Annotated in this window: 13 protein-coding genes and 1 pseudogene; 4 read left to right on the top strand and 10 right to left on the bottom strand. The window is 53.3% G+C overall.

Annotated features, from left to right (window positions below; all coding sequences use genetic code 11):
* Positions 1–66: 66 nt before the first annotated feature.
* The 5 genes from ABC395_RS02440 to ABC395_RS02460 all read right to left on the bottom strand — a co-directional run bounded on the left by ABC395_RS02440 (position 67) and on the right by ABC395_RS02460 (position 4512).
* A complete protein-coding gene (locus tag ABC395_RS02440) occupies positions 67–945 on the bottom strand; it encodes a DUF2935 domain-containing protein (protein ID WP_413000452.1) in 879 nt (292 codons plus the stop codon).
* A 106-nt stretch (positions 946–1051) separates the two neighbouring features.
* On the bottom strand, positions 1052–1492 hold the full coding sequence (locus ABC395_RS02445) for a bactofilin family protein (RefSeq protein WP_413000454.1): 441 nt from the start codon (positions 1490–1492) through the stop codon (positions 1052–1054).
* 1 nt (position 1493) lies between these two features.
* A complete protein-coding gene (locus ABC395_RS02450; protein WP_413000456.1) occupies positions 1494–2477 on the bottom strand; it encodes a peptidoglycan DD-metalloendopeptidase family protein in 984 nt (327 codons plus the stop codon).
* A 249-nt stretch (positions 2478–2726) separates the two neighbouring features.
* Positions 2727–3827: an MGDG synthase family glycosyltransferase gene (locus ABC395_RS02455; RefSeq protein ID WP_413000459.1), complete on the bottom strand. Its 1101-nt coding sequence runs from the start codon at positions 3825–3827 to the stop codon at positions 2727–2729.
* 106 nt (positions 3828–3933) lie between these two features.
* Complete coding sequence (locus ABC395_RS02460) at positions 3934–4512, bottom strand: thymidine kinase (RefSeq protein WP_413000461.1); 579 nt, start codon at positions 4510–4512, stop codon at positions 3934–3936.
* A 252-nt stretch (positions 4513–4764) separates the two neighbouring features.
* Between ABC395_RS02460 and ABC395_RS02465 the strand changes: the two genes are divergently transcribed.
* The 3 genes and pseudogenes from ABC395_RS02465 (at position 4765) to ABC395_RS02475 (ending at position 11896) form a co-directional block, all read left to right on the top strand.
* Complete coding sequence (locus ABC395_RS02465; RefSeq protein WP_413000463.1) at positions 4765–5394, top strand: YdcF family protein; 630 nt, start codon at positions 4765–4767, stop codon at positions 5392–5394.
* A gap of 383 nt (positions 5395–5777) precedes the next feature.
* A pseudogene (gene gltB, locus ABC395_RS02470) lies at positions 5778–10368 on the top strand (glutamate synthase large subunit).
* Between the two features lie 43 nt (positions 10369–10411).
* Positions 10412–11896: a glutamate synthase subunit beta gene (locus ABC395_RS02475; protein ID WP_103997417.1), complete on the top strand. Its 1485-nt coding sequence runs from the start codon at positions 10412–10414 to the stop codon at positions 11894–11896.
* A 39-nt stretch (positions 11897–11935) separates the two neighbouring features.
* On the opposite strand, the gene ABC395_RS02480 is transcribed toward ABC395_RS02475, so the two are convergent.
* Positions 11936–12682, bottom strand: a complete 747-nt coding sequence (locus tag ABC395_RS02480; protein ID WP_413000465.1) for an HAD family hydrolase — start codon at positions 12680–12682, stop codon at positions 11936–11938.
* Positions 12683–12881: 199 nt separating this feature from the next.
* Here ABC395_RS02480 and cls point away from each other — a divergent pair, with 199 nt between their 5' ends.
* Positions 12882–14312, top strand: coding sequence for a cardiolipin synthase (cls, locus tag ABC395_RS02485; protein ID WP_413000467.1), 1431 nt, complete (start codon positions 12882–12884; stop codon positions 14310–14312).
* Positions 14313–14474: 162 nt separating this feature from the next.
* Here the strand turns inward: cls and ABC395_RS02490 are convergent, their stop codons facing one another.
* The 4 genes from ABC395_RS02490 to ABC395_RS02505 form a co-directional block, all read right to left on the bottom strand.
* A complete protein-coding gene (locus ABC395_RS02490) occupies positions 14475–15368 on the bottom strand; it encodes a DNA polymerase domain-containing protein (RefSeq protein WP_413000469.1) in 894 nt (297 codons plus the stop codon).
* A gap of 240 nt (positions 15369–15608) precedes the next feature.
* A complete protein-coding gene (locus ABC395_RS02495; protein ID WP_413006674.1) occupies positions 15609–16778 on the bottom strand; it encodes an oxalate decarboxylase family bicupin in 1170 nt (389 codons plus the stop codon).
* Between the two features lie 94 nt (positions 16779–16872).
* Entirely contained in the window at positions 16873–18504 is a 1632-nt protein-coding gene (gene ggt / locus ABC395_RS02500; protein WP_413000471.1) for a gamma-glutamyltransferase, read from the bottom strand.
* 281 nt (positions 18505–18785) lie between these two features.
* On the bottom strand, positions 18786–19892 hold the full coding sequence (locus ABC395_RS02505; protein ID WP_413000472.1) for a uracil/xanthine transporter: 1107 nt from the start codon (positions 19890–19892) through the stop codon (positions 18786–18788).
* Positions 19893–19966 lie beyond the last annotated feature (74 nt).

Consider the following 19966-nt stretch of genomic DNA (forward strand, 5'->3'; position numbering starts at 1 on the left):
TCTGTAAGTAAGCGGGGGACACTGCCTTACCCGCATCTATACCCCTTTACCCAGGGAAAGAGGGGCTTAATCCTCTCTGGGCTGCGGAGGCGTGAGTTCGGGGTAGGGGATGTTTTCGTTGGGCGCTATCGGCTTATATAGAAAACAGTTTCCGGGGATTGTAAGATTGGGCTCGTATACGGCCAATTTATTGAGGAAATAGCAGCTTTCCGGCAAGTGGTGGTCCAGGAACCGCAATGTCAGACGGCTGAGAACTTCTTCATCTACATACAGGTCAATGACTTTGACGACAAAATCATAAAAATTAACGATGGCTACGGCCACATCGGCAGCGAAACGGCGCTGAGCCGGGAATCCCGGAGGAGTAAAGCGGAGGTAGCCTCCCATGGCGCGGTTTTTGACCATATAAGCCTGGAAGGTGTTGGAATACCGGCGGGCCTGTTCCGACAATTCGATTTCTACGGGATCGAGATGGTCCCAGAGCAGAACGGCATGGCCGAGCTGATCTTCCAGCCACATATCCAGCAGCCCGTACAGCGTCAATTCTTCCGCCTCGACTCCCCGGGTCCAGAAAGACAGCAGCCGGAGATATTCCTCGTTCTCGATTAACGTTCCGTTAAAGTAAGAGGGAGTCAGCTCCAGTACGATTTTATTGCTTATCCGCAGGCTTTGGATGTGTCCTTCGAACTGGTAGTAGCCGCTTGCGGCCGGAAGAACATCCTGGGCCAGCTTAATCATCACCGGTGAAGATACCGGAAGATCCTGAGGAGTCAGCTCGACCTGTTTGATAAGGCCGGCGAAAGTCTGGCGGAAACCGTTCGCCGCCTGAATAAGAGGCTGCTCGCTCGGTGCGAGGGCCTGCCATACGAAGGTCGCATGATCATAAAGAATGCCTAGCCAGAAACGGTGCTCCGTCCATACGCTGAGCTTGGGTGTTTGGGCCACCGTAAAACCTCCGTTCTTTTATATGCCTGAACGCCTGAACTGTGCTTGTATAACGAGCGTACGCCGAAGCGTCTGCAGATGCTTTCCTTCTATTAATAGCCGGCGTTTAATTGGCGTTGACCAGTGACTGTTCTTCTTTGCGGTTTTTGGCAGAAGGAGCGCTGGAGATCGGGCTGGGCGCTTTGTCGTCCTGTCCGGCAGCCGACATGGCGCTCGTTCCCTGGAATACGCCGCCTTCCTGAACGATGAAAGCCCGGACCTGAATGTTTCCGATCAGCTCCCCGGTGCTCATCACGGTCAGCTTGCCTTTGGTCGCCACGTTACCTTTGACTTTGCCCGCTATCGTGACGTCCCTTGCCTGGATGGACGAATGAACGACGGCATTTTCCCCGATAACGATATCGCCCGCGCATTCGATGTCGCCAAGCACCTGTCCTTCGATACGAAGACTGGCTTCCGAAAGAATCTTTCCTTCGCAGACCGTGCTTTCTCCGATGATCGTGTCGGTCGTTTTGTTGTCCGTATTCCGTTTTTTATCGAATACCATGTCAGTTATCATCCTTTCGATCGGAAATGAGGTAAGGAGAGGGGTTGATTTTCGTGCCGTTTTTGTGGACTTCGTAATGCAGATGAGTTCCTGTGCTTCGCCCGGTCGTTCCGACGCGTCCGATAATTTGGCCCTTGCGGACCGTGCTGCCCGGCTGTACTTCCATTTTGTTCAGGTGCAGGTACTCGGTCTCGATACCTCTCGTGTGGTCGATGCGGATGTGATTCCCGTGCTGGGAATCGTAACCGGCCGCAGTGACCGTACCGTCGGCAACGGCGTAGACGGGATCGTTCAGCTCGCCGTCGATGTCGAGGCCGGTATGCACGTTCGGCCTTCCGGTAAAAGGATCCTGCCTCACCCCGAAACCCGAGGTGACCGTGCGGGAATCCGACGGCCAGATGGTAGGGGTGATTCGTTTCAGCCGGCGCGCTTCCTGGAGTTTGCGCTCGCTCTCCGTCAGCTGGACAAGCAGACCGTCGATGTCGCCGATCATCCCGGAGAGGCTGGATTTTGTCTGCGCCGCCAGTTCGTTCATTTCGTGAGTGCCGGCCGGCGTTTCCGCACCGCCGACATCGGAAACGCCGGGAGACGGGGGAGCGGTGCTTTTTCCAAAAGAAACCGCGGCCCCCGGACTTATCTTGTTCTCCAGCTTGCGGATTTCCTCCAGCTTGCTTTTGAACTGTTCGGCCTGCTTCGATAAATCGATCAGTTCGATCTGGAGCTTTTCAAGCTCCGAATCTTTCAGCATCAACTGTTCGGTAAGCTGCTTTTCCTGACCGTTAAACGTTTCGGTAAGCTGCTCCGTTGTGCTCCGGTGGCTGGTGTTCTGGACGTAGATGGTCAGAGAGAAGCCGAGGATGACAAGGGCGGCGGCGGATGGAACGGCATACAGGCTGATGCGGGGGACCCTGAAACGACGGACCCGCTTGTCGGCGCCGGGAATGAACATGAGCGTCAGTTCTTTCTTGCCCTCTTTGGTCTTCATGCGATGAACCTTCCTTTCGCGCGAAACCGAACCCCTAACGAATTGTATTCAGGACTTTTGGCGTACATGCCGCATAAATTCGGACAAATAACGGGCAAAGAGGCTGAAATGCCTGTTCTTACGCTAAAAACAGAAGCTGAAAAAAAGTGGGGATAAACGAAAAAGAGCCCTGACTTCCCCTTATTGAAGGAGAGGTCATAGCTCTTCCATATAGTGTGAGTATAGTGTGAAGTCCGGGGTACAAGCACGTCAGCGAAGCATTTGCATAACGCTTTTGGCAAACAGGCTGGAAAGACGCCGGCCGCTCTCTTTGCGGGTGTTTTTATCGCGCCTTTTTTCCATAAAACGGGTAAAATATCCGTCCAGCTCATTCAGGGAAGTCAATTCCTCCCCGTAGCCGTGCTCCGTGAAATATTGGCAGTTCTCTTCCTCCTGACCCGGAATCGGGTTGTAGAAGAGCATAGGCACGCCTTTGATCATGGCCTCCGTGCAGGTCATGCCGCCCGGCTTGGTGATCAGGAGATCGGACACCTGCATGAGCTTGCCGATCTCCCTCGTATACCCGAACAAATGAATGTTCGGATGCCGGTACAGATCGTTCGACTGAAGCTGCTGGCGCGCCTTCTCGTTCGTGCCGAGGCAGAAGAGGAGCTGAACGCGGTCGCGCCACTGGACGATGCGCTTCAGCAGCTTTTCGTCGAGCAGCCCCCAGCCGCCGCCCATCAGCATCACGGTCGGCATATCCCGGAGTCCGAACTCCAGGTAAATCTCATCGACCGAATACTGCTCGCTGATGCTCGGGTGAACGGGCAGGCCCGTCACTTTGATTCTGCGTGAGGATACGCCTTTCTCCACGAGTCTTCGTTTCACATCGGGGGCCGAGACGAAATACCTGTCCACTTCTTCGTTGATCCACGACCCGTGGGCATCATAGTCCGTCAGCAGCGTACAGAGCGGGACATGGAGCCCGTGCTGCTTTTTCAGGCGCGATACAATCAGATTCGGAAAAGGGTGGGTACAGATGATAATGTCCGGCCGCAGCTGCTCGATCACGGCTTCTGCCTTCCGGTAAAAAATCCGGTGCAGGGCATGCTGTAAAAAACCGTTCAGCGGCTTTTTCGACTGGGAGCGGTAAAGCTTCCCGTACAGCTTCGGCTGGGAAACGACAGTTTTACGATAAGCTGTAAAGATCCAGGGTGCTATCGTCGGATGCAGAAAAGCACCGAGTTCCAGCACGCGGATGATCAGCCCGGGATTCGTCCTGCGCAGAGCGGACGCCAGAGCGTGAGCCGCCTGGGTATGTCCGGATCCGAATCCCTCCGAAAGGAGCAGAATTCGTTTTTTTCTCAAGAAACCTCACCTTTCCTTAATCGACAAAATAGCCGGGAAGCGCGCGTGCAGGCTCTGAATTCTGAATGGAGGTCTGGCGCCGGATCGGGCATTCTGTGTTCGGCGGTCAGTGCTGCTCCGCCTTTCTTTTCTTGTCTGTGTAACATTTCCGGCAGACGGGAATGTAGCTCTCGTTGCCGCCGATCTGGATTTGCTCCCCGTGAAAAATAGGCTCGCCGTCCTTGCAGCGCATGTTCATCGTAGCTTTTTTATCGCAATACCAACACACGGTTTTGATTTCTTCGATTTTATCGGCGATGGCGAACAAGCTGGCGCTTCCTTCGAAAAGCTGACCCATAAAGTCCGCCCGCAGCCCGTAGGCGATAACCGGAATATTAAGGTCGTCCGCGATTTCGGCAAGCTGCTGGATTTGCCCGGCGTTCAGAAACTGGGCTTCGTCGATCAGAATACAATTCGGCCGTTCTTTGGCCGCCAGTTCTTTCATGTTAACCCCGTCCTGAATGACGATGGCGCTCTTCTGCATACCGATGCGGGAGGCAACGATGCCGACTCCGCTGCGGTCATCCACCGAAGGGGTGAACAGCAATACTTTCTTACCCTGTTCTTCGTAGTTGTGAACAGTGCGCAGCACTTCAATCGATTTGCCGCTGTTCATGGTTCCATACCGGAAATATAATTTAGCCACAGGTGTCGTCCTCTCTGTTACCAATAACAATAAATCATCAGGTATATGCTATCATAGCATGTTTTATGCTTTGGAAAAAAGGGCATCGATGGAAGCCGGAACCAAACCCTGGCGGAAAGTGGAAAAAGCGGTCCGTTTGTATAGCTAACTTCCTCACGGCAAGTTATGATAAAAGAATAAAGAGAATGCCGCTCGGGACGGACTTCCGTCAGGCGGAGCGGTATCGGGGAAGAAAGGCAGGATGAAAGCGGGATGAAGGCCGTACGGGAAGGCAGACGGAAGAATAAACGGTGGACAAGAAGGCTGTATGTCGTCTTGTCCTGCATGGGAGCTATCCTATTATATATAGTAGGGATGAGCGGATGGATTTATTATGTGGGTGAGAACTCCCGCGGCAGCCGGAGTGACGCGATCATCGTTCTGGGTGCGGCCGTCTGGAACGGAAAACCCAGCAACGCGATGAGGGAGCGGCTCGATATCGCGGTCGAGGCGTTCCGCGGCGGGCTGGCCAAGAATATTATCGCAACGGGCGGAACGACGACAAGCGAGCCGACGGAAGCCAGTGTGATGCGGACCTACCTTGTCGGCAAAGGCATTCCGGAGACGGCGGTCTTTCTGGAGGATGAATCTACCTCCACGATAGAGAATCTGGACAACAGCCGCAAGATCATGGAGAGGGAGAAGTGGGAGACGGCGGTTATTGTTACGCACGGCTTTCATACGTACCGTTCCCTGCTTATGGCAAGGAGTCTAAACATGAACGTAACGGCTGAACCGGTCCGGATCAAACCGGTGGCGATCTACTATTATACGCTTCGCGAATGCGCCGGAATTACCTATTTTATGGGCGAACGCCTTCTAAAAACAATCGGAATCGGCTAAACCTCCTTGTCCAAACACAAACATTTCAAGGGGAAGTCCATGTTAACTTTCGGATTTGAAAATTTTGTAAACTAACATTAAATGGAAGATTTGTAGATTCATAAAAAGCGAATTTTTTCCGCGGAATCTCTGAGTTTCAAGCCCTGTCCAGTGTTTCCCATTAAAATTTTTTTTCAACCCATAACCTTTTTTTAAATTGCACTCTAGAAAGTCTAATGTTAATATAATAGAAAAATATCGAGGCGAATCGCTAAAAGATTCGGTTTTTGGGCAAATACAGGCGAATTTGGCAACTTACGCGCGTATTTCCGGACTTCACCCCTTTAATGCAGGCATGGAAACGATGCTGTACCCAAATAAACAAGAGGAAAGGTTGCACAATCATGAACAGAAACGCTTCCCCTTCCAAACAAGGTTTGTACGATCCGCGGTTCGAGCATGATGCCTGCGGGATTGGATTTGTTGCGAATATGAAAGGCAGGCCTTCCCACGAAATCGTCGGGCAGGCGTTGAATGTGCTTTGCAATCTGGACCACCGGGGTGGCCAGGGCAGCGAAGCCAATACGGGTGACGGCGCGGGTATCCTGCTGCAGATTCCGCACGGATTTCTGAGCAAGGTATGCGCCGAAGATAATATTTCTCTGCCGGAAGCCGGAACTTACGGAGTCGGCATGGCCTTCCTCCCCCAGGGGCTGGAAGCCAGGCAGCAATGCGAGCGCATCGCGGAGCGGATTATCAAGGAAGAAGGCCAGCAGTTCCTGGGCTGGAGAACGGTGCCTACCGACAATGCCACCCTCGGCGAATCGGCCAAAGCTTCCGAACCTTTCGTGCGTCAGACTGTTCATCGCCCGCAGCGGAGATATTCAGGACGAACTGAACTTCGAACGCAAACTGTATGTGATCCGCAAACGGATCGAGAATGAAACCCGCGCTCTGGATAACGCACAGATCTACTTCCCCAGCTTATCCAGCCGTACCATCGTATACAAAGGCATGCTCACTCCCGAGCAGGTAGACGCTTATTACACGGAACTGCAAGATCCGTCCTTCGAGACGGCAATGGCCCTCGTTCACTCCCGTTTCAGTACCAACACTTTTCCAAGCTGGGAACGCGCCCACCCTTACCGCTACGTCATCCACAACGGTGAAATCAATACCCTGCGGGGCAACGTTAACTGGATGCACGCCCGCCAAGCCATGATCCAAACCGATTTGTTCGGTGAAAATTTCCAAAGTCTGCTCCCGATCGTCGATACCGACGGTTCCGATTCCCAAATTCTCGATAACACACTCGAATTCCTTACGCTTTCCGGACGCTCTCTGCCGCACGCGGCCATGATGATGGTCCCGGAGCCGTGGTCCAAGCACGAAACGATGGATCCGGCAAAACGCGCTTTCTACGAATACCACAGCACATTGATGGAGCCGTGGGACGGACCTGCCGCGATTTCGTTCACGGACGGACGCATTATCGGCGCCCTGCTTGACCGTAACGGTCTTCGCCCGGCACGTTACTACGTTACGCATGACGATCTCATCGTCCTGTCGTCCGAAGTCGGCGTGCTCAGCATCGAGCCGGAACGCATTGCCCGCAAAGAACGTCTGCAGCCGGGACGCATGCTCGTCGTCGATACGGTAGCGGGACGCATTCTGACCGATGAAGAGATCAAAGGACAGATCATTAACGAGCAGCCTTACCAGGAATGGCTCAAGAAGCATCTCGTTTCCATCGGGGAACTGCCGGAAGCCGCTTCCGAGCCGCAGCCGGCTCACGATCTGCTCGTTCAGCGCCAGCAGGCATTCGGCTATACCTTTGAGTATCTTCGCAAATTCCTTGAGCCGATGGCCAAAACCGGCGTCGACCCGATCGGTTCCATGGGCTACGACGCGCCTCTGGCCGTTCTGTCGGAACGCCCGCAGCTTCTTTACAGCTATTTCAAGCAGCTGTTCGCCCAAGTAACGAACCCGCCGATCGACTCCAACTTCGAGGAAATCGTCACGGCGCAGGAAACGACGATCGGACCGGAGCGCAACCTGATCCGTCCGGAAGCGGAAAGCTGTCGTCAAATCCGCATTCCGACTCCGATCATTTCCAACGAGGAATTGGCGAAGCTGCGTTATATCAAGCGTGAAGGCTTTAAATCCGTCACTTTGCAGACTATCTTCCAGGCATCGTCGGGAAGCCGGGGGCTTGAGCAGGCGATGGAAGAGCTCTATACCGCCGCGGATGAAGCGATTGCAGACGGAGCTACTTTCCTGATCCTCTCCGATAGAGGCATGGACGGGGAACAGGCGGCCATTCCGGCTCTGTTGGCGGTTGCCGGCCTGCACCATCATCTGATCCGCCAGGGAACGAGAACCAAGGCGAGCCTGATCGTCGAGTCCGGCGAACCGCGCGAAGTGCACCATTTTGCCCTGCTGCTCGGTTACGGAGCGGGCGCGATCAACCCGTATCTCGCTTTCGAGACGCTTAAAGATATGATCGGCAACGGTCAAATAAGAGATATCACGGAAGAGAAAGCTTCCTACAACTACATCAAGGCATCGACCAAAGGGGTCGTCAAAGTCCTTGCGAAAATGGGGATTTCAACCATTCAGAGTTACCGCGGAGCGCAGATTTTCGAAGCGGTCGGCCTCAGCCAGGAATTCGTTGACCGTTACTTCACCTGGACCTACACGCCTGTCGAAGGCATCGGCCTCGACGGAGTGGCGCAGGAGACGCTGCAGCGTCATCAGCGGGCGTATTCTCCGCGCGACGGACGCGATCCCGTTCTGGATGCCGGCGGCGAGCTGCAGTGGCGTCAGGACGGCGAGGATCACGTGTTCACGCCGGAGACGATCCACTCGCTGCAGACCGCGGTGCGCAACAATGACTATTCCATGTACAAAAAGTTCGCCGAGCTCATCAACCGCCAGTCGAAGAAAGCGGCATCGCTGCGCGGCCTGCTTAAGCTGAAATCGGACCGCTCGCCGGTTCCGGTGGCGGAAGTCGAGCCGATTGAAGCGATCTTCAAGCGGTTTAAGACCGGCGCGATGTCGTTCGGTTCCATCAGCAAGGAAGCGCACGAAGCGCTTGCCATCGCCATGAACCGTATCGGCGGACGCAGCAATACCGGAGAAGGCGGGGAGCACCCGAACCGCTTCACGCCGGACGAGAACGGCGATCTGCGCAGAAGCTCCATCAAGCAGGTAGCTTCCGGCCGGTTCGGCGTAACGAGCAATTATCTCGTCAATGCCGACGAGATTCAGATCAAGATGGCCCAAGGCGCCAAGCCCGGAGAAGGCGGTCAACTGCCGGGCAAGAAAGTCTATCCTTGGGTAGCGGAAGTACGCGGTACGACGGCCGGCGTCGGCCTGATCTCCCCGCCTCCGCACCATGACATCTATTCGATCGAGGATCTGGCGGAACTGATCCACGATCTCAAGAACGCGAATCCCCAGGCCCGCATCAGCGTGAAGCTCGTCTCCGAAGTCGGGGTCGGCACGATCGCGGCCGGCGTGGCCAAAGGCAAGGCGGACGTCATCCTGATCAGCGGATACGACGGCGGTACGGGCGCTTCACCTCAGACGAGTATCCGTCATGCGGGGCTTCCTTGGGAGCTTGGCCTGGCCGAAGCTCACCAGACGCTCATCCTGAACAACCTGAGAAGCCGCGTCGTACTGGAATCCGACGGCAAAATGATGACCGGCCGCGACGTGATCGTCGCAGCGCTGCTGGGAGCCGAGGAATACGGCTTCTCCACGGCACCGCTCATCTCGCTGGGCTGCATCATGATGCGCGTGTGTCACCTCGACACGTGTCCGGTCGGCGTAGCGACGCAGAATCCGGAGCTTCGCAAACATTTTATGGGCGAGCCGGAGCATGTCGTGAACTTCATGCACTTCATCGCTCAGGATGTCCGCGAAACGATGGCGGAGCTCGGCTTCCGTACGCTCGAAGAGATGATCGGCCGTACCGAATTCCTGGCCCAGGAAGAAGAAGCGGGTCACTGGAAGCTCGAAGGCCTGGATCTCAGCCCTCTGCTTCACCAGCCGGAAATGCCGGAAGATGTCGGCCGCTACAACCAGATGCAGCAGGATCACGGGCTGGATAAATCGCTCGACATGCGCGAAATCCTTCCGCTCTGCAAGCCGGCGCTGGAGTACCAGGATCACGTCCGCATCGAGCTGCCGATCAACAACACCAACCGTGTTGTCGGCACGATTCTCGGCAGCGAAGTGACCCGCCGTTACGGCGCGAAGGGGCTTCCGCACGACACGATCCGCCTGCACTTCAACGGCTCCGCCGGTCAAAGTTTCGGCGCGTTCGTGCCGAAGGGCGTGACGCTGTCGCTGGAAGGCGACGCCAACGATTACGTCGGCAAAGGATTGTCCGGCGGTAAAATCGTCATCTTCCCGCCGAGCGAATCGACGTTCGTGCCGGAAGACAACATCGTCATCGGCAACGTGGGCTTCTACGGCGCTACCGACGGGGAAGCTTACATCCGCGGTATCGCGGGCGAACGCTTCGCTGTCCGCAACTCCGGCGTGCGCGTCGTTGTCGAAGGCGTGGGCGACCACGGCTGCGAGTATATGACGGGCGGACGCGTCGTCATCCTCGGCAAGACCGGCCGCAACTTCGCGGCGGGCATGTCGGGCGGCGTGGCTTACGTTCTCGACGAGGACGGCACGATGGCGAGCCGCTGCAACACCGAAATGGTGTCGCTGGAGCAGGTGGAAGAAAGCTACGAGATCAACGAACTCAAGCTGATGATTCAGCATCACGCAACCTTTACCGACAGCTCGATCGCGCACCGCGTGCTGGGCCGTTGGGATGAATATATCTGGAAATTCGTGAAAGTCATTCCGAAGGACTATAAACGGATGTTCGATGCTATCGAACGGATGAAGAGATCCGGACTGAGCCAGCAGGATGCCGTTATGAAGGCGTTCGAAGAAAACACGCGCGATCTGGCCCGTGTCGGCGGCAACTAATTCATAACGAGCAGGACAGATTCTAAACGATGGAGGAAGCGCAATGGGAAAACCTACCGGATTTATCGAGTTTCAACGCGAGCTGCCCACCGAGCGCGCCCCTCTGCAGCGGATTCAGGACTGGAAGGAATTTTACAATAAAAATTCCGAAGAGAAACTGCAGGTTCAGGGAGCACGCTGTATGGATTGCGGCATACCGTATTGTCATACAGGCAAAATTATTGCCGGATCAACGACTGGTTGTCCGGTAAACAACCTTATTCCGGAATGGAATGACCTCGTCTACCGCGGTCAATGGCGCGAAGCCCTTGACCGGCTCCACAAGACGAACAACTTCCCGGAATTCACCGGCCGGGTCTGTCCCGCTCCATGCGAAGGCTCCTGTACGGTGGGGCTGATCGATTCTCCGGTTACGATCAAGGACATCGAGAAAGCGATCGTTGACCGCGGTTTCGCGGAAGGCTGGATCGTGCCTGAACCGCCGAAGACGCGTACGGGCAAGAAAGTCGCCGTCATCGGTTCCGGTCCGACCGGACTGGCGGCGGCGGCACAGCTCAACAAAGCGGGTCATACGGTGACCGTTTACGAGCGTGACGACCGGATCGGCGGACTGCTGACCTACGGCATTCCGAACATGAAGCTCGAGAAGCATCTCGTGCAGCGCCGGGTTGACCTGCTGGCGGCGGAAGGCGTTAACTTCGTTACCAATGCGGAAATCGGCAAAAATGTGCCGGTTGATCAGTTGAAGGACGAGTTCGATGCCGTCATTCTGGCGATCGGCGCCACGCGTCCGCGTGAACTGGATATTAAAGGCCGCGAGCTTAAAGGGATTTACCCGGCAATGGAGTTCCTGCACAAGAATACCAAGAGCCTGCTCGATTCGAACCTGGCCGACGGCGAGTACATCAATGCCGAAGGCAAAGATGTCATCGTCATCGGCGGCGGCGATACCGGTACCGACTGCGTTGCGACCGCCGTGCGCCACAAAGCGAAGAGCGTCGTCCAGTTCCAGTACCGCGAGAAGCCGCCGGAAACCCGTGCGGTAAGCAACCCTTGGCCGGAATGGCCGAAGGTTTACAAGCTGGAGTACGGTCACGAGGAAGCGAAAGCCGTCCACGGCAAAGATCCGCGTGAATACCTGACGCTCAGCGAAAACTTTGTCGGCGATGATAACGGCAACCTGACGGGGCTCAAAACCGTTAAGGTCAGCTGGAAAAGCGACGACCAGGGCCGCCTCGTGCCTGAAGAGGTGGAAGGCAGCGAGAAGGTCTACCCGGCACAGCTTGTATTCCTAGCCATGGGCTTCGCGGGTCCCGAGCAGAACCTGCTTGACCAGCTGGGCATTGAAAGAGATGTGCGTTCCAACGCGAAAGCACAGTACGGCAAGTACAAAACGAACGTGGAAGGCATCTTCGCCGCAGGCGACGTACGCCGCGGACAGAGCCTTGTCGTCTGGGCCATCAACGAAGGACGGGAAGCGGCACGCGAAGTGGACCGTTTCCTGATGGGCAGTTCGAACCTTCCGTAAGGTAAAATAAAAAAGGAGCCGAATGGCTCCTTTTTTATTTTACAGGTTAACGGCCTGTTTGCCGCTGTAGTCGGATATCACCTTCGGAACTTCAGTCAGGGAAGGCAGCGTGAAGAAGGCGCCTTTTGGAGTTGCGGTAATATCGACGATATTGTATTTCCATTCCAGCTGGGCCGGAATATGAATGGCATTGATTCCCGATTCGATGGCGGGAAGGACGTCGGTCCGTACCGAGTTGCCGATCATCCACGTGCGGGCGCGCTCGAACTGCTGGGTATGAATAAGAGTTTCCATAAATTCGCGGGTTTTGTGCAGCGCGACGAAAATCCGTTCACCGAAATAGCGGTGAAGGCCGGCTTCCTGGATTTTACGCATCTGGATCGTGGCATCCCCGCCTGTGTACAGGTACAGCTCGTGCCCCTGGTCCGTCAGGGATTGAAGAGTCGTGTCCATCATCGGATACGGCTCGATCGAATGCTCGTATACGCTGTTGCCGAGCTGATAAAGCCACTGCTCGTCTTCTTTCCGGGACGTCCTGCCGTAAAACTCGGAATAAAAATGATAAGTTTCGATAAATGACTGCGGAAAACGCTCCGCTTTGAATCCGTGGATCTCCACACCCGCCAAATCTATTTCAAGCTGTTTGTGTTTAATGTCTTCATCCGTGAGGCCATGGCCCGCGAACCAGGTCAGCATCGTATCCACGAACTGCTGAATCACGACATTAAAATATTTGTTGCAGTGAATGAGGGTGTCGTCCAGATCGAACAAAATGGTTTGTCTCATGTGCTTTCTCTCCTGGTCTCTAGATAGGTTTAACGATTATTATACCATGTCCGGTTTAGATAACCCAGCTTTACAAGACAACGTGGTCGGCTTATGTTTATAGGATCCGAATAGTGGATTAAGAGTACGTAAAACCTAAAGATGCGGCAATCCCGGCCGGCAAGGGCCGGTTACGGAATAGAGAAGGGGGAACCGGCCGATGCTGTGGCTTGTCATTGCGCTGCTGTTGTTTATTTTTCAAATCGTCACGATTGTTATGGTGGAGTTCAAGAATCCGACCAAAACGGTAGCCTGGCTGATGATTTTGTTTATCCTGCCGGTCATCGGATTTATTATGTACTATTTTCTGGCGAAAGAATACTCGCAGCGGCGCAACGTCAAACGTAAAACCCGGCGGGTACTCGGCGAAATGCAAAGAGAGCTGCGCCGGGAGCTGGAGAAAACCAAAAAAGGCGAGGATTATCCCATACCCAAAATCGTCAAGGAACCCCGGCTTTTCGGTTTACTTAGCAACATCCCCAGTTCACCGATTACCCGTAACAATGAAGTGGAGGTATTGACCAACGGTGAAGCGGCTTACCGGGCCATGTTCGATGCCATGGAGAAGGCCACACATCACATCCACTTTGAGTTCTACATTTTACGGCACGATGATACCGGCAAGAAATTTCAGGAGCTTCTGATCCGGAAGGCGCGCGAAGGTGTGAAGGTCCGCGTCATTTATGACGGAATCGGCAGTTACAAGCTAGCTTCTTCTTACATACGCGAATTGATTGAAGCGGGGGTCGAAACGTATTGTTTTCTTCCGGCTTTTATCGCTTTCTTCGATAAGCGGATGAATTATCGGAACCACCGGAAAATTATTGTGGTGGATGGAACCGTCGGGTTTGTGGGCGGCATTAACATAGGTGACGAGTATTTGGGGAAACACCCGGTTCTGGGGTTTTGGCGGGACACCCATCTAAAGCTGGTAGGCGATTCGGTCTATTATTTGCAGAGCACCTTCTTATCCGATTGGGAATTTGTTTGCCGCCAGAAGCTGGTGGATACGAATTTTTTCCCGGAGCATACGTGTGTAGGCAAAAAACCCGTTCAAATCGTGGCCAGTGGTCCCGATGCCCATTGGGACTCCATTCTCGAATCGTATTTCGGCGGGATTACGACCGCAAAGAAGCGGATCTATATCACGACTCCTTACTTTATCCCCGATGCCAGTCTGATGATGGGGCTTAAAACGGCGGCCATAAGCGGCGTCGACGTCAAAATCATCTTCCCGCAGATTCCTGATTCCTGGATCGTCCATTATGCGTCCCTGTCGTTTATTCAGGAGCTTATGCTGACGGGGGTCAGGTTTTATCAGTATCAGCCCGGCTTCGTGCATGCGAAGGTGACCATCATCGACGATTTGTTCGCCACCGTAGGAACCGCCAACATGGATATGCGCAGCTTTTACAGTAATTTCGAGCTGAACGCGATATTGTACGACGGGGAATCGATCCAGCGCCTGGAGCATGATTTCCTGGAGGACCTGAAAAACAGCAAACGCATCATCCTGTCGGAGTTTGAAAAGCGGTCCCGCTTCCAGCGCGGCAAAGAAGTGCTGGGAAGACTGCTGTCGCCTTTGTTCTAAAAAAAGCGGCTGAAAAAGCCCGGCTTCACTTTTCAAGTGAAGCCGGGCTTTTTCAGTTTGTTCAGGATTCAGCGGTGTAGGTATCAGGAGGAGCGCGGCACAGCGCGGAGGCCGGGCTTCGCACAGAAGCCGGAGGTCTTGCAGGCGCCGTCGGCGGACGGCCTATTCCAAATGAGAAAGAACGGCATCGAGATTTTGCGGAGGCACCTTCTCGATTAAATCTCCCATCCGCTTGATCCGATCCACGATAACGTGCAGCGTAAAATCCCTCGGATCACAGCGCTCCTCGACTTCTTTCCACAGAAGCGGGGTAGAGACGGTCCCGGGCATTTTCGCCCTCGGCGTGTAGGGAGCGGAAAGCGTTTTGCCGTACCAGTGCTGAAGATAATCGAAGTAGATGAGATCGCCGCGGTTCTTTTTCAGACGCTCGATCGTAAACAGCTTCGGGTATTTCTTGACGACGAAGGAGCCGATAAAATAGCCGATTTTGCGAAGCTGCTCGAAGGTATACCCGTGCTGAATCGGCACGTAGATTTGTACGCCGGTCGCCCCGGACGTTTTGGGCACGGATTGGATATGAAGGGAATCCAGCACCTCTCCGATCAAGTGGGCGGCTTCCATAATCCGCGGCTCGACTTCCAGGCTGGGGTCGATATCAATGAGCCACTCGGCCGGCAGCGTCTCTCCGATATGGTGAAACGAAGGATGAAATTCCAGGCAGGCGAGGTTGCCGAGCCAGATCAGTGTCGGAAGCGAATCCAGATTCACATACCGGATGCCGTCCAGCGGAGCGAGATTCACGAAATCCGGAACGGGCTCCGGGGTATTTTTCTGATAAAACGATTTGTCGTGAATGCCGTGCGGGAAACGGATCGTCGTCAGATGCCGGTCCCTGCAGTAGCGCAGCAAATAGGGGGACAGCTCTATCAGCTTTTGAAGGAAATCGAGCTTCGTAATTCCCGCCTCGGGCCAAAGCGGCTTTTCGGGATTGGTGATCGTCAGTTCCTGTCCTTCTACCGTGATGGTGCCTTGTGTTTTTTTGTACCCTGTGGGCATCCTGTGCACTCCTCCCGGACGTACGAGCATTTATACACATTGTGGACGAAAAAGAGACCGCCTATTCTTTGCAAGCGCGTCGGTTTTCCGATTAGACAAAAGAACAAGGGAGGAAGGCGGATTCCGGAGGGGTCAACTCATTGTTTCAGGAAGTAGGCCGGATGTCTAAAATAACATGTAAAAAGCCCTGATCCCCACGAAATCCGGAATCAAGGCTGTATCTTACTTTAACTTCCTTACCTATTCTTTATATTTTACATTAGGTCTCTTCTCTTTGGGGAGCTTTTCTATAAACGAGTCTTCCAGATTCAAGTGTTCTTTCAGCAGGTGAGGCGGAGTTTGAGACATCCATTGGGTGAGAGAAAGATCCGCAAAATGGTCGCTTCTAAACATTTCCAGGAACTTTAGGGGCTTGTCCCCGGTATTTTGAATATAGTGTCCCATGGCGAACGGCACGTAGCCCACATCCCCTGCCCGGTAATCGTATGTGCGGGCCTTCCCGCCTGAAGCGAATACGGTCATCCGGCCTTGGCCCTCGAGGTAATACTGCCACTCATCCGTATTCGGATGCCAATGCAGTTCCCGGATGCCGCCGGGCTCGACTTCCACTAATGCGGCTGCCACGGTTTTGGAGATGGGGAAATTGTTCGAATCGGCAATCCATACTTTGCCTCCGTTGGTTTCGATAGGCGTATGCTCCGTCAGTTTATAACTGAACGATTCTTTGACCGGCTCATTGAGATCCTTGGGCAGCTCCTGAATAATCGGTCCCGGCACCTCTCCTTGATACATGTAAACTTCTTGTTTAGGTATCTGGTCAAAAGTATGCTCGCAAACACCGAAGTTTGCCGCCAGAACATCTTTAGGCGTATGGGCAAACCAATCGGTAATGGAGAATGTGCTGTTCTCCGAGAAACTGCCGTCGTCGAAGACAAGGATAAATTCGACGCCCTCGCTCAGACCTTTGATGGAGTGCGGAATGCCGGAAGGGAAATACCACAGATCGCCTTCTTTCACATCGTCAACGAAATAACTGCCGTCGGGGTTAATCGCCGTAATCCGAGCGCTGCCTTTGATGATAAACGACCATTCCGCTTCCTTGTGCCAATGAAGCTCACGGACGCCGCCCGGCTCCAAGTGCATATTAACGCCGGCCATTTCTGTCGCGGCCGGCATTTCCCGGATTGTGACTTCCCGAGACCAGCCTCCATGCTCCACACGCATATGGGAATCGGCATAGGAGAATTTTAAGTTGGGCATCGTTCCGTGGTCGGTATCCGGGGGCACCAGAATATCGGGGTTTTGCAGATCTCTGGCTATGTTGCGGGCACCCCAGATGTCTCCGCCCTTGTCTTCTTTTCTAGGTTGGGGAACGTTATGATTCGAGCAGTTGTTCATGGTATTGTTCATGTTAGTGTTAGCCTTATTGTTCTCGTAATTTTTCATGGATATCACCTTTCTTTTATAAAATGTTAATGAAATATTTCTCCCGATCTTTCCGTACTTAGTCTCCAATCGCCAAACCGTCCGCCCGGGGATCGGCTCCGGCTTCCAAATGCTCCGGCCATATCCGGATCGCTTGGGCATGGCCCATCAGGTCACTGAAATTTTCGAGAATCTCGACATTTTCATGTCCCAGCTCACGCAGCTTGTCCGCAATTTCCGGATCGTATCTTCCTTCAAGTCTCAAGCCTCTGACGTGGTCCCCCCATGTCCTTCCCAGGAGCCAGCGCGGAGCATCAATGGCTTCTTGTACGGAATATCCTTGATCCAATACCCGCATAATGATCAATGCTTGCGTTTGAGGCTCTCCGTCACCGCCCATGGCCCCGATCACCATTTCCGGTTTATCGTCTTTCATGACCATCGAGCAGGTGAGCGTATGTGCCGGACGTTTATTCGGCTCCAGCCTGTCGCGCGATTTGGGGTCCAGTGAGAAATGCGTGCCTCTGTTTTGCAGAAGCATGCCGGTATCGCCTGCTACTAAACCCGAGCCCCATTCCCAATAAAGACTCTGAATGACGCCCGCAACGTTCCCCTCTTCGTCCACCGCACAGCAGAACGTCGTATCTCCTTTTTGACCCAATCCTTTTTCAGGCGGCCCCAAGCTGGGATCATGCAATTTTTTGACGCGATCCCGGAAATATTCTTTGCTTAACAAAGTTTCAAGCGGGATATGATTAAAATCCGGATCATCCAGGTAAGTGTCCCGGTCTTTAAAAGAGAAGGCGGTTGCCCTCGTAAAAGCATCGATAAATTCACTTTCCTCGTGCTTCATCGCGCCGACATCCTTGTGCTCCATCATGCCTAGAATTTGCAAGGTTACAAAGCCTGCAGAGTTCGGCGGCGGAGCCAAAACTTTCCGGTCCCGGTATTCGATCTCTATAGGGTCGTACCAGTCGGCGCGATGATTCGCAAAGTCCTCCGTGGTGAGAAAGCCTCCGTTATCCTGAAGAAAATCACACACTTGCCTGGCGATTTCTCCTTTATAAAAAGCGTCAAATCCGCCTTCGGCTATCTTTTCAAGCGTTTTGGCCAGATTCGGATTCCTCATAATATCGCTGGCCATATAGGGAGCAACCCCATCTTTCAGAAACGTTTTGGCTGTAGTGGGGTAGGTCCTTAGCAGATCGATGGCAAATTCCGAGAATCTTGCTACGGAGTCACCTACCGGAAATCCGTTTTGTGCATAATCAATGGCCGGTTCCAGACAGCGGGAAAGGGGCAATTTTCCGAACTTCCGATGAGCTTCAAGCCAGCCGCTTACCGCACCGGGCACGGTGTTAACCGCTTTTGGCCCCCGGACATCGATTCCGTCTTTCCGTGAATAGTTAGACATGGAAACTTTCGAGCCCGATCTCCCGGTGGCGTTCAACGAATGCCTTTTTCCTGTTTTCGCATCATAGATCAGCCAGAAAGCATCTCCGCCGGCACCTGTCATATGAGGAAAAACAACGCTTAGTACACTGTTAGCGGCAACCATGGCATCCACGGCACTTCCACCCTCATTAAGAATACGATTGGCGGCCATAGAGGCCAAGTTGCTCGGTGTAGCAACCGCCGACTTCCTGGCTATACAAGATCTGCCGTAGCGGGGATCGATGTCCCTTCCAATCTTGTACGAATTCATATTCATTTGCTCACCTTCCTAATGTAAAGTTGCTTCTCACTAGTAAGAAGCACTAGTTCACTATTTAACCAATATTTATAGGATTAAACTTAAATTTTCATTTAATTTCTTCTATTTTATCCCAGTTAATTGTGTTTTCCAGTATTAGCGCCAGTGTAATTCCCACAAGTAACCCATTGTTGATAAAAGGTTGTATGAAGGCCGGGAATTCTGAAAAATACGATTTCGGAACTATCATTAGGACTACCGCTATGAATACCGGTACAGATGAGCGGTATACATTCCGTTTATTCAGCTTTATCTTCTTGAAAAATTCCAGGGAGGACAGCAGCAGTCTGCAAATAGGCAACGAACAGCACCGTGCTGCCTACACTCAGGGGGATGTTGGAAAAGAAATGAGCGACGGGCGGAATGACGCCCATGATCAGAAATAACGAGCCGCCAATAATAAACGGCAGTCGATTAATGATCCCGGACTGCTTCAAAAATCCGATGGACGAGACAAAAGGGGCATAAGGAACCAATCCGAATAAACCGCTGATCCCCGTGAAAATACCGGAAACGATCAAGCTGGCATCGAATTGTTTTTTTTGTGTTGTGCTGTCGTATAACTCCTCGCTTCCCTTTAAAGCCCCGAATGTATTCGCCAGGTTGAGAATACCCGTAAGCACGGCCACCATAATAATCCCTAGGTTTAAATCCGGTTTGCCCAGCATAAAAAATTCAAACTTAAAGGAAGCGGCAGCCGGAACCGTCTCTTCCTCGCCCAGAAACAGTTCAAAAGCCGCCCAGCCCACAACGATTCCCGCCAACAGCGAATATTTGCTGAATTTGTTCGGCAGTGTAATATTCACGACAACAATCAAAAGCATCATAACTAGCGATAAAAACGAAATACCGAGATTAACTGTGGCATCATCCGGTGGATTGCCCATAGGGATACCCAGCATGCCCTTGAGGAAAATCTGAATTAATTGAAAGCCGAACAACAGCATGAAAACACCCATGACCCCCGGTTTAAATAAGTTAGCCAAGGCGGCCCCCCAGCCGAAAATACCGACCGTTAACGTCACAACGGCAGAAATAAGGATTCCCACAGTAAGACTCCCGCCCAATTCATCTAATGAAGTGTTCTGGGCGGAGGCGATGCTTACGGTGGTCAGGATCATACCCCACCATAAGCCGGATTGCCCCTCCAGGACGGCCCGCCGGTGTCCGAGAAAAGCCTGGCAGATGCAAGCACTTCCCGTGACGATAAAAGTGAGCTGCAGGGTCGACATGATCCGATCCTCGGATAGCTGGAATGCCTGGCCGATAGTCAGCGGAACAATGACACTGTTGGCAAAGATAAAAAATAACCACTGCATCCCGGCTATCCAGTTGTCCGTCTTCATTAAATCTTTCCTTTCATTTTTCCTAACCTCCTTTCCTCTGTGCTGTAGTTAGACCGCAGGCAAAGCAGCGTTAT

The organism is Paenibacillus canaveralius (genome assembly GCF_047238265.1).
Classification (GTDB): Bacteria; Bacillota; Bacilli; order Paenibacillales; family NBRC-103111; genus Paenibacillus_F.

Excerpts from the sequence above, each read along its gene's own strand:
- ABC395_RS02445 (WP_413000454.1), bottom strand. The coding sequence starts at position 1,492 with ATGGTATTCGATAAAAAACGGAATACGGACAACAAAACGACCGACACG.
- ABC395_RS02450 (WP_413000456.1), bottom strand. The coding sequence starts at position 2,477 with ATGAAGACCAAAGAGGGCAAGAAAGAACTGACGCTCATGTTCATTCCC.
- ABC395_RS02465 (WP_413000463.1), top strand. The coding sequence starts at position 4,765 with ATGAAGGCCGTACGGGAAGGCAGACGGAAGAATAAACGGTGGACAAGA.
- ABC395_RS02475 (WP_103997417.1), top strand. The coding sequence starts at position 10,412 with ATGGGAAAACCTACCGGATTTATCGAGTTTCAACGCGAGCTGCCCACC.
- ABC395_RS02480 (WP_413000465.1), bottom strand. The coding sequence starts at position 12,682 with ATGAGACAAACCATTTTGTTCGATCTGGACGACACCCTCATTCACTGC.
- cls (WP_413000467.1), top strand. The coding sequence starts at position 12,882 with ATGCTGTGGCTTGTCATTGCGCTGCTGTTGTTTATTTTTCAAATCGTC.
- ABC395_RS02490 (WP_413000469.1), bottom strand. The coding sequence starts at position 15,368 with ATGCCCACAGGGTACAAAAAAACACAAGGCACCATCACGGTAGAAGGA.
- ABC395_RS02495 (WP_413006674.1), bottom strand. The coding sequence starts at position 16,778 with ATGAACAATACCATGAACAACTGCTCGAATCATAACGTTCCCCAACCT.
- ggt (WP_413000471.1), bottom strand. The coding sequence starts at position 18,504 with ATGAATATGAATTCGTACAAGATTGGAAGGGACATCGATCCCCGCTAC.
- ABC395_RS02505 (WP_413000472.1), bottom strand. The coding sequence starts at position 19,892 with ATGAAGACGGACAACTGGATAGCCGGGATGCAGTGGTTATTTTTTATC.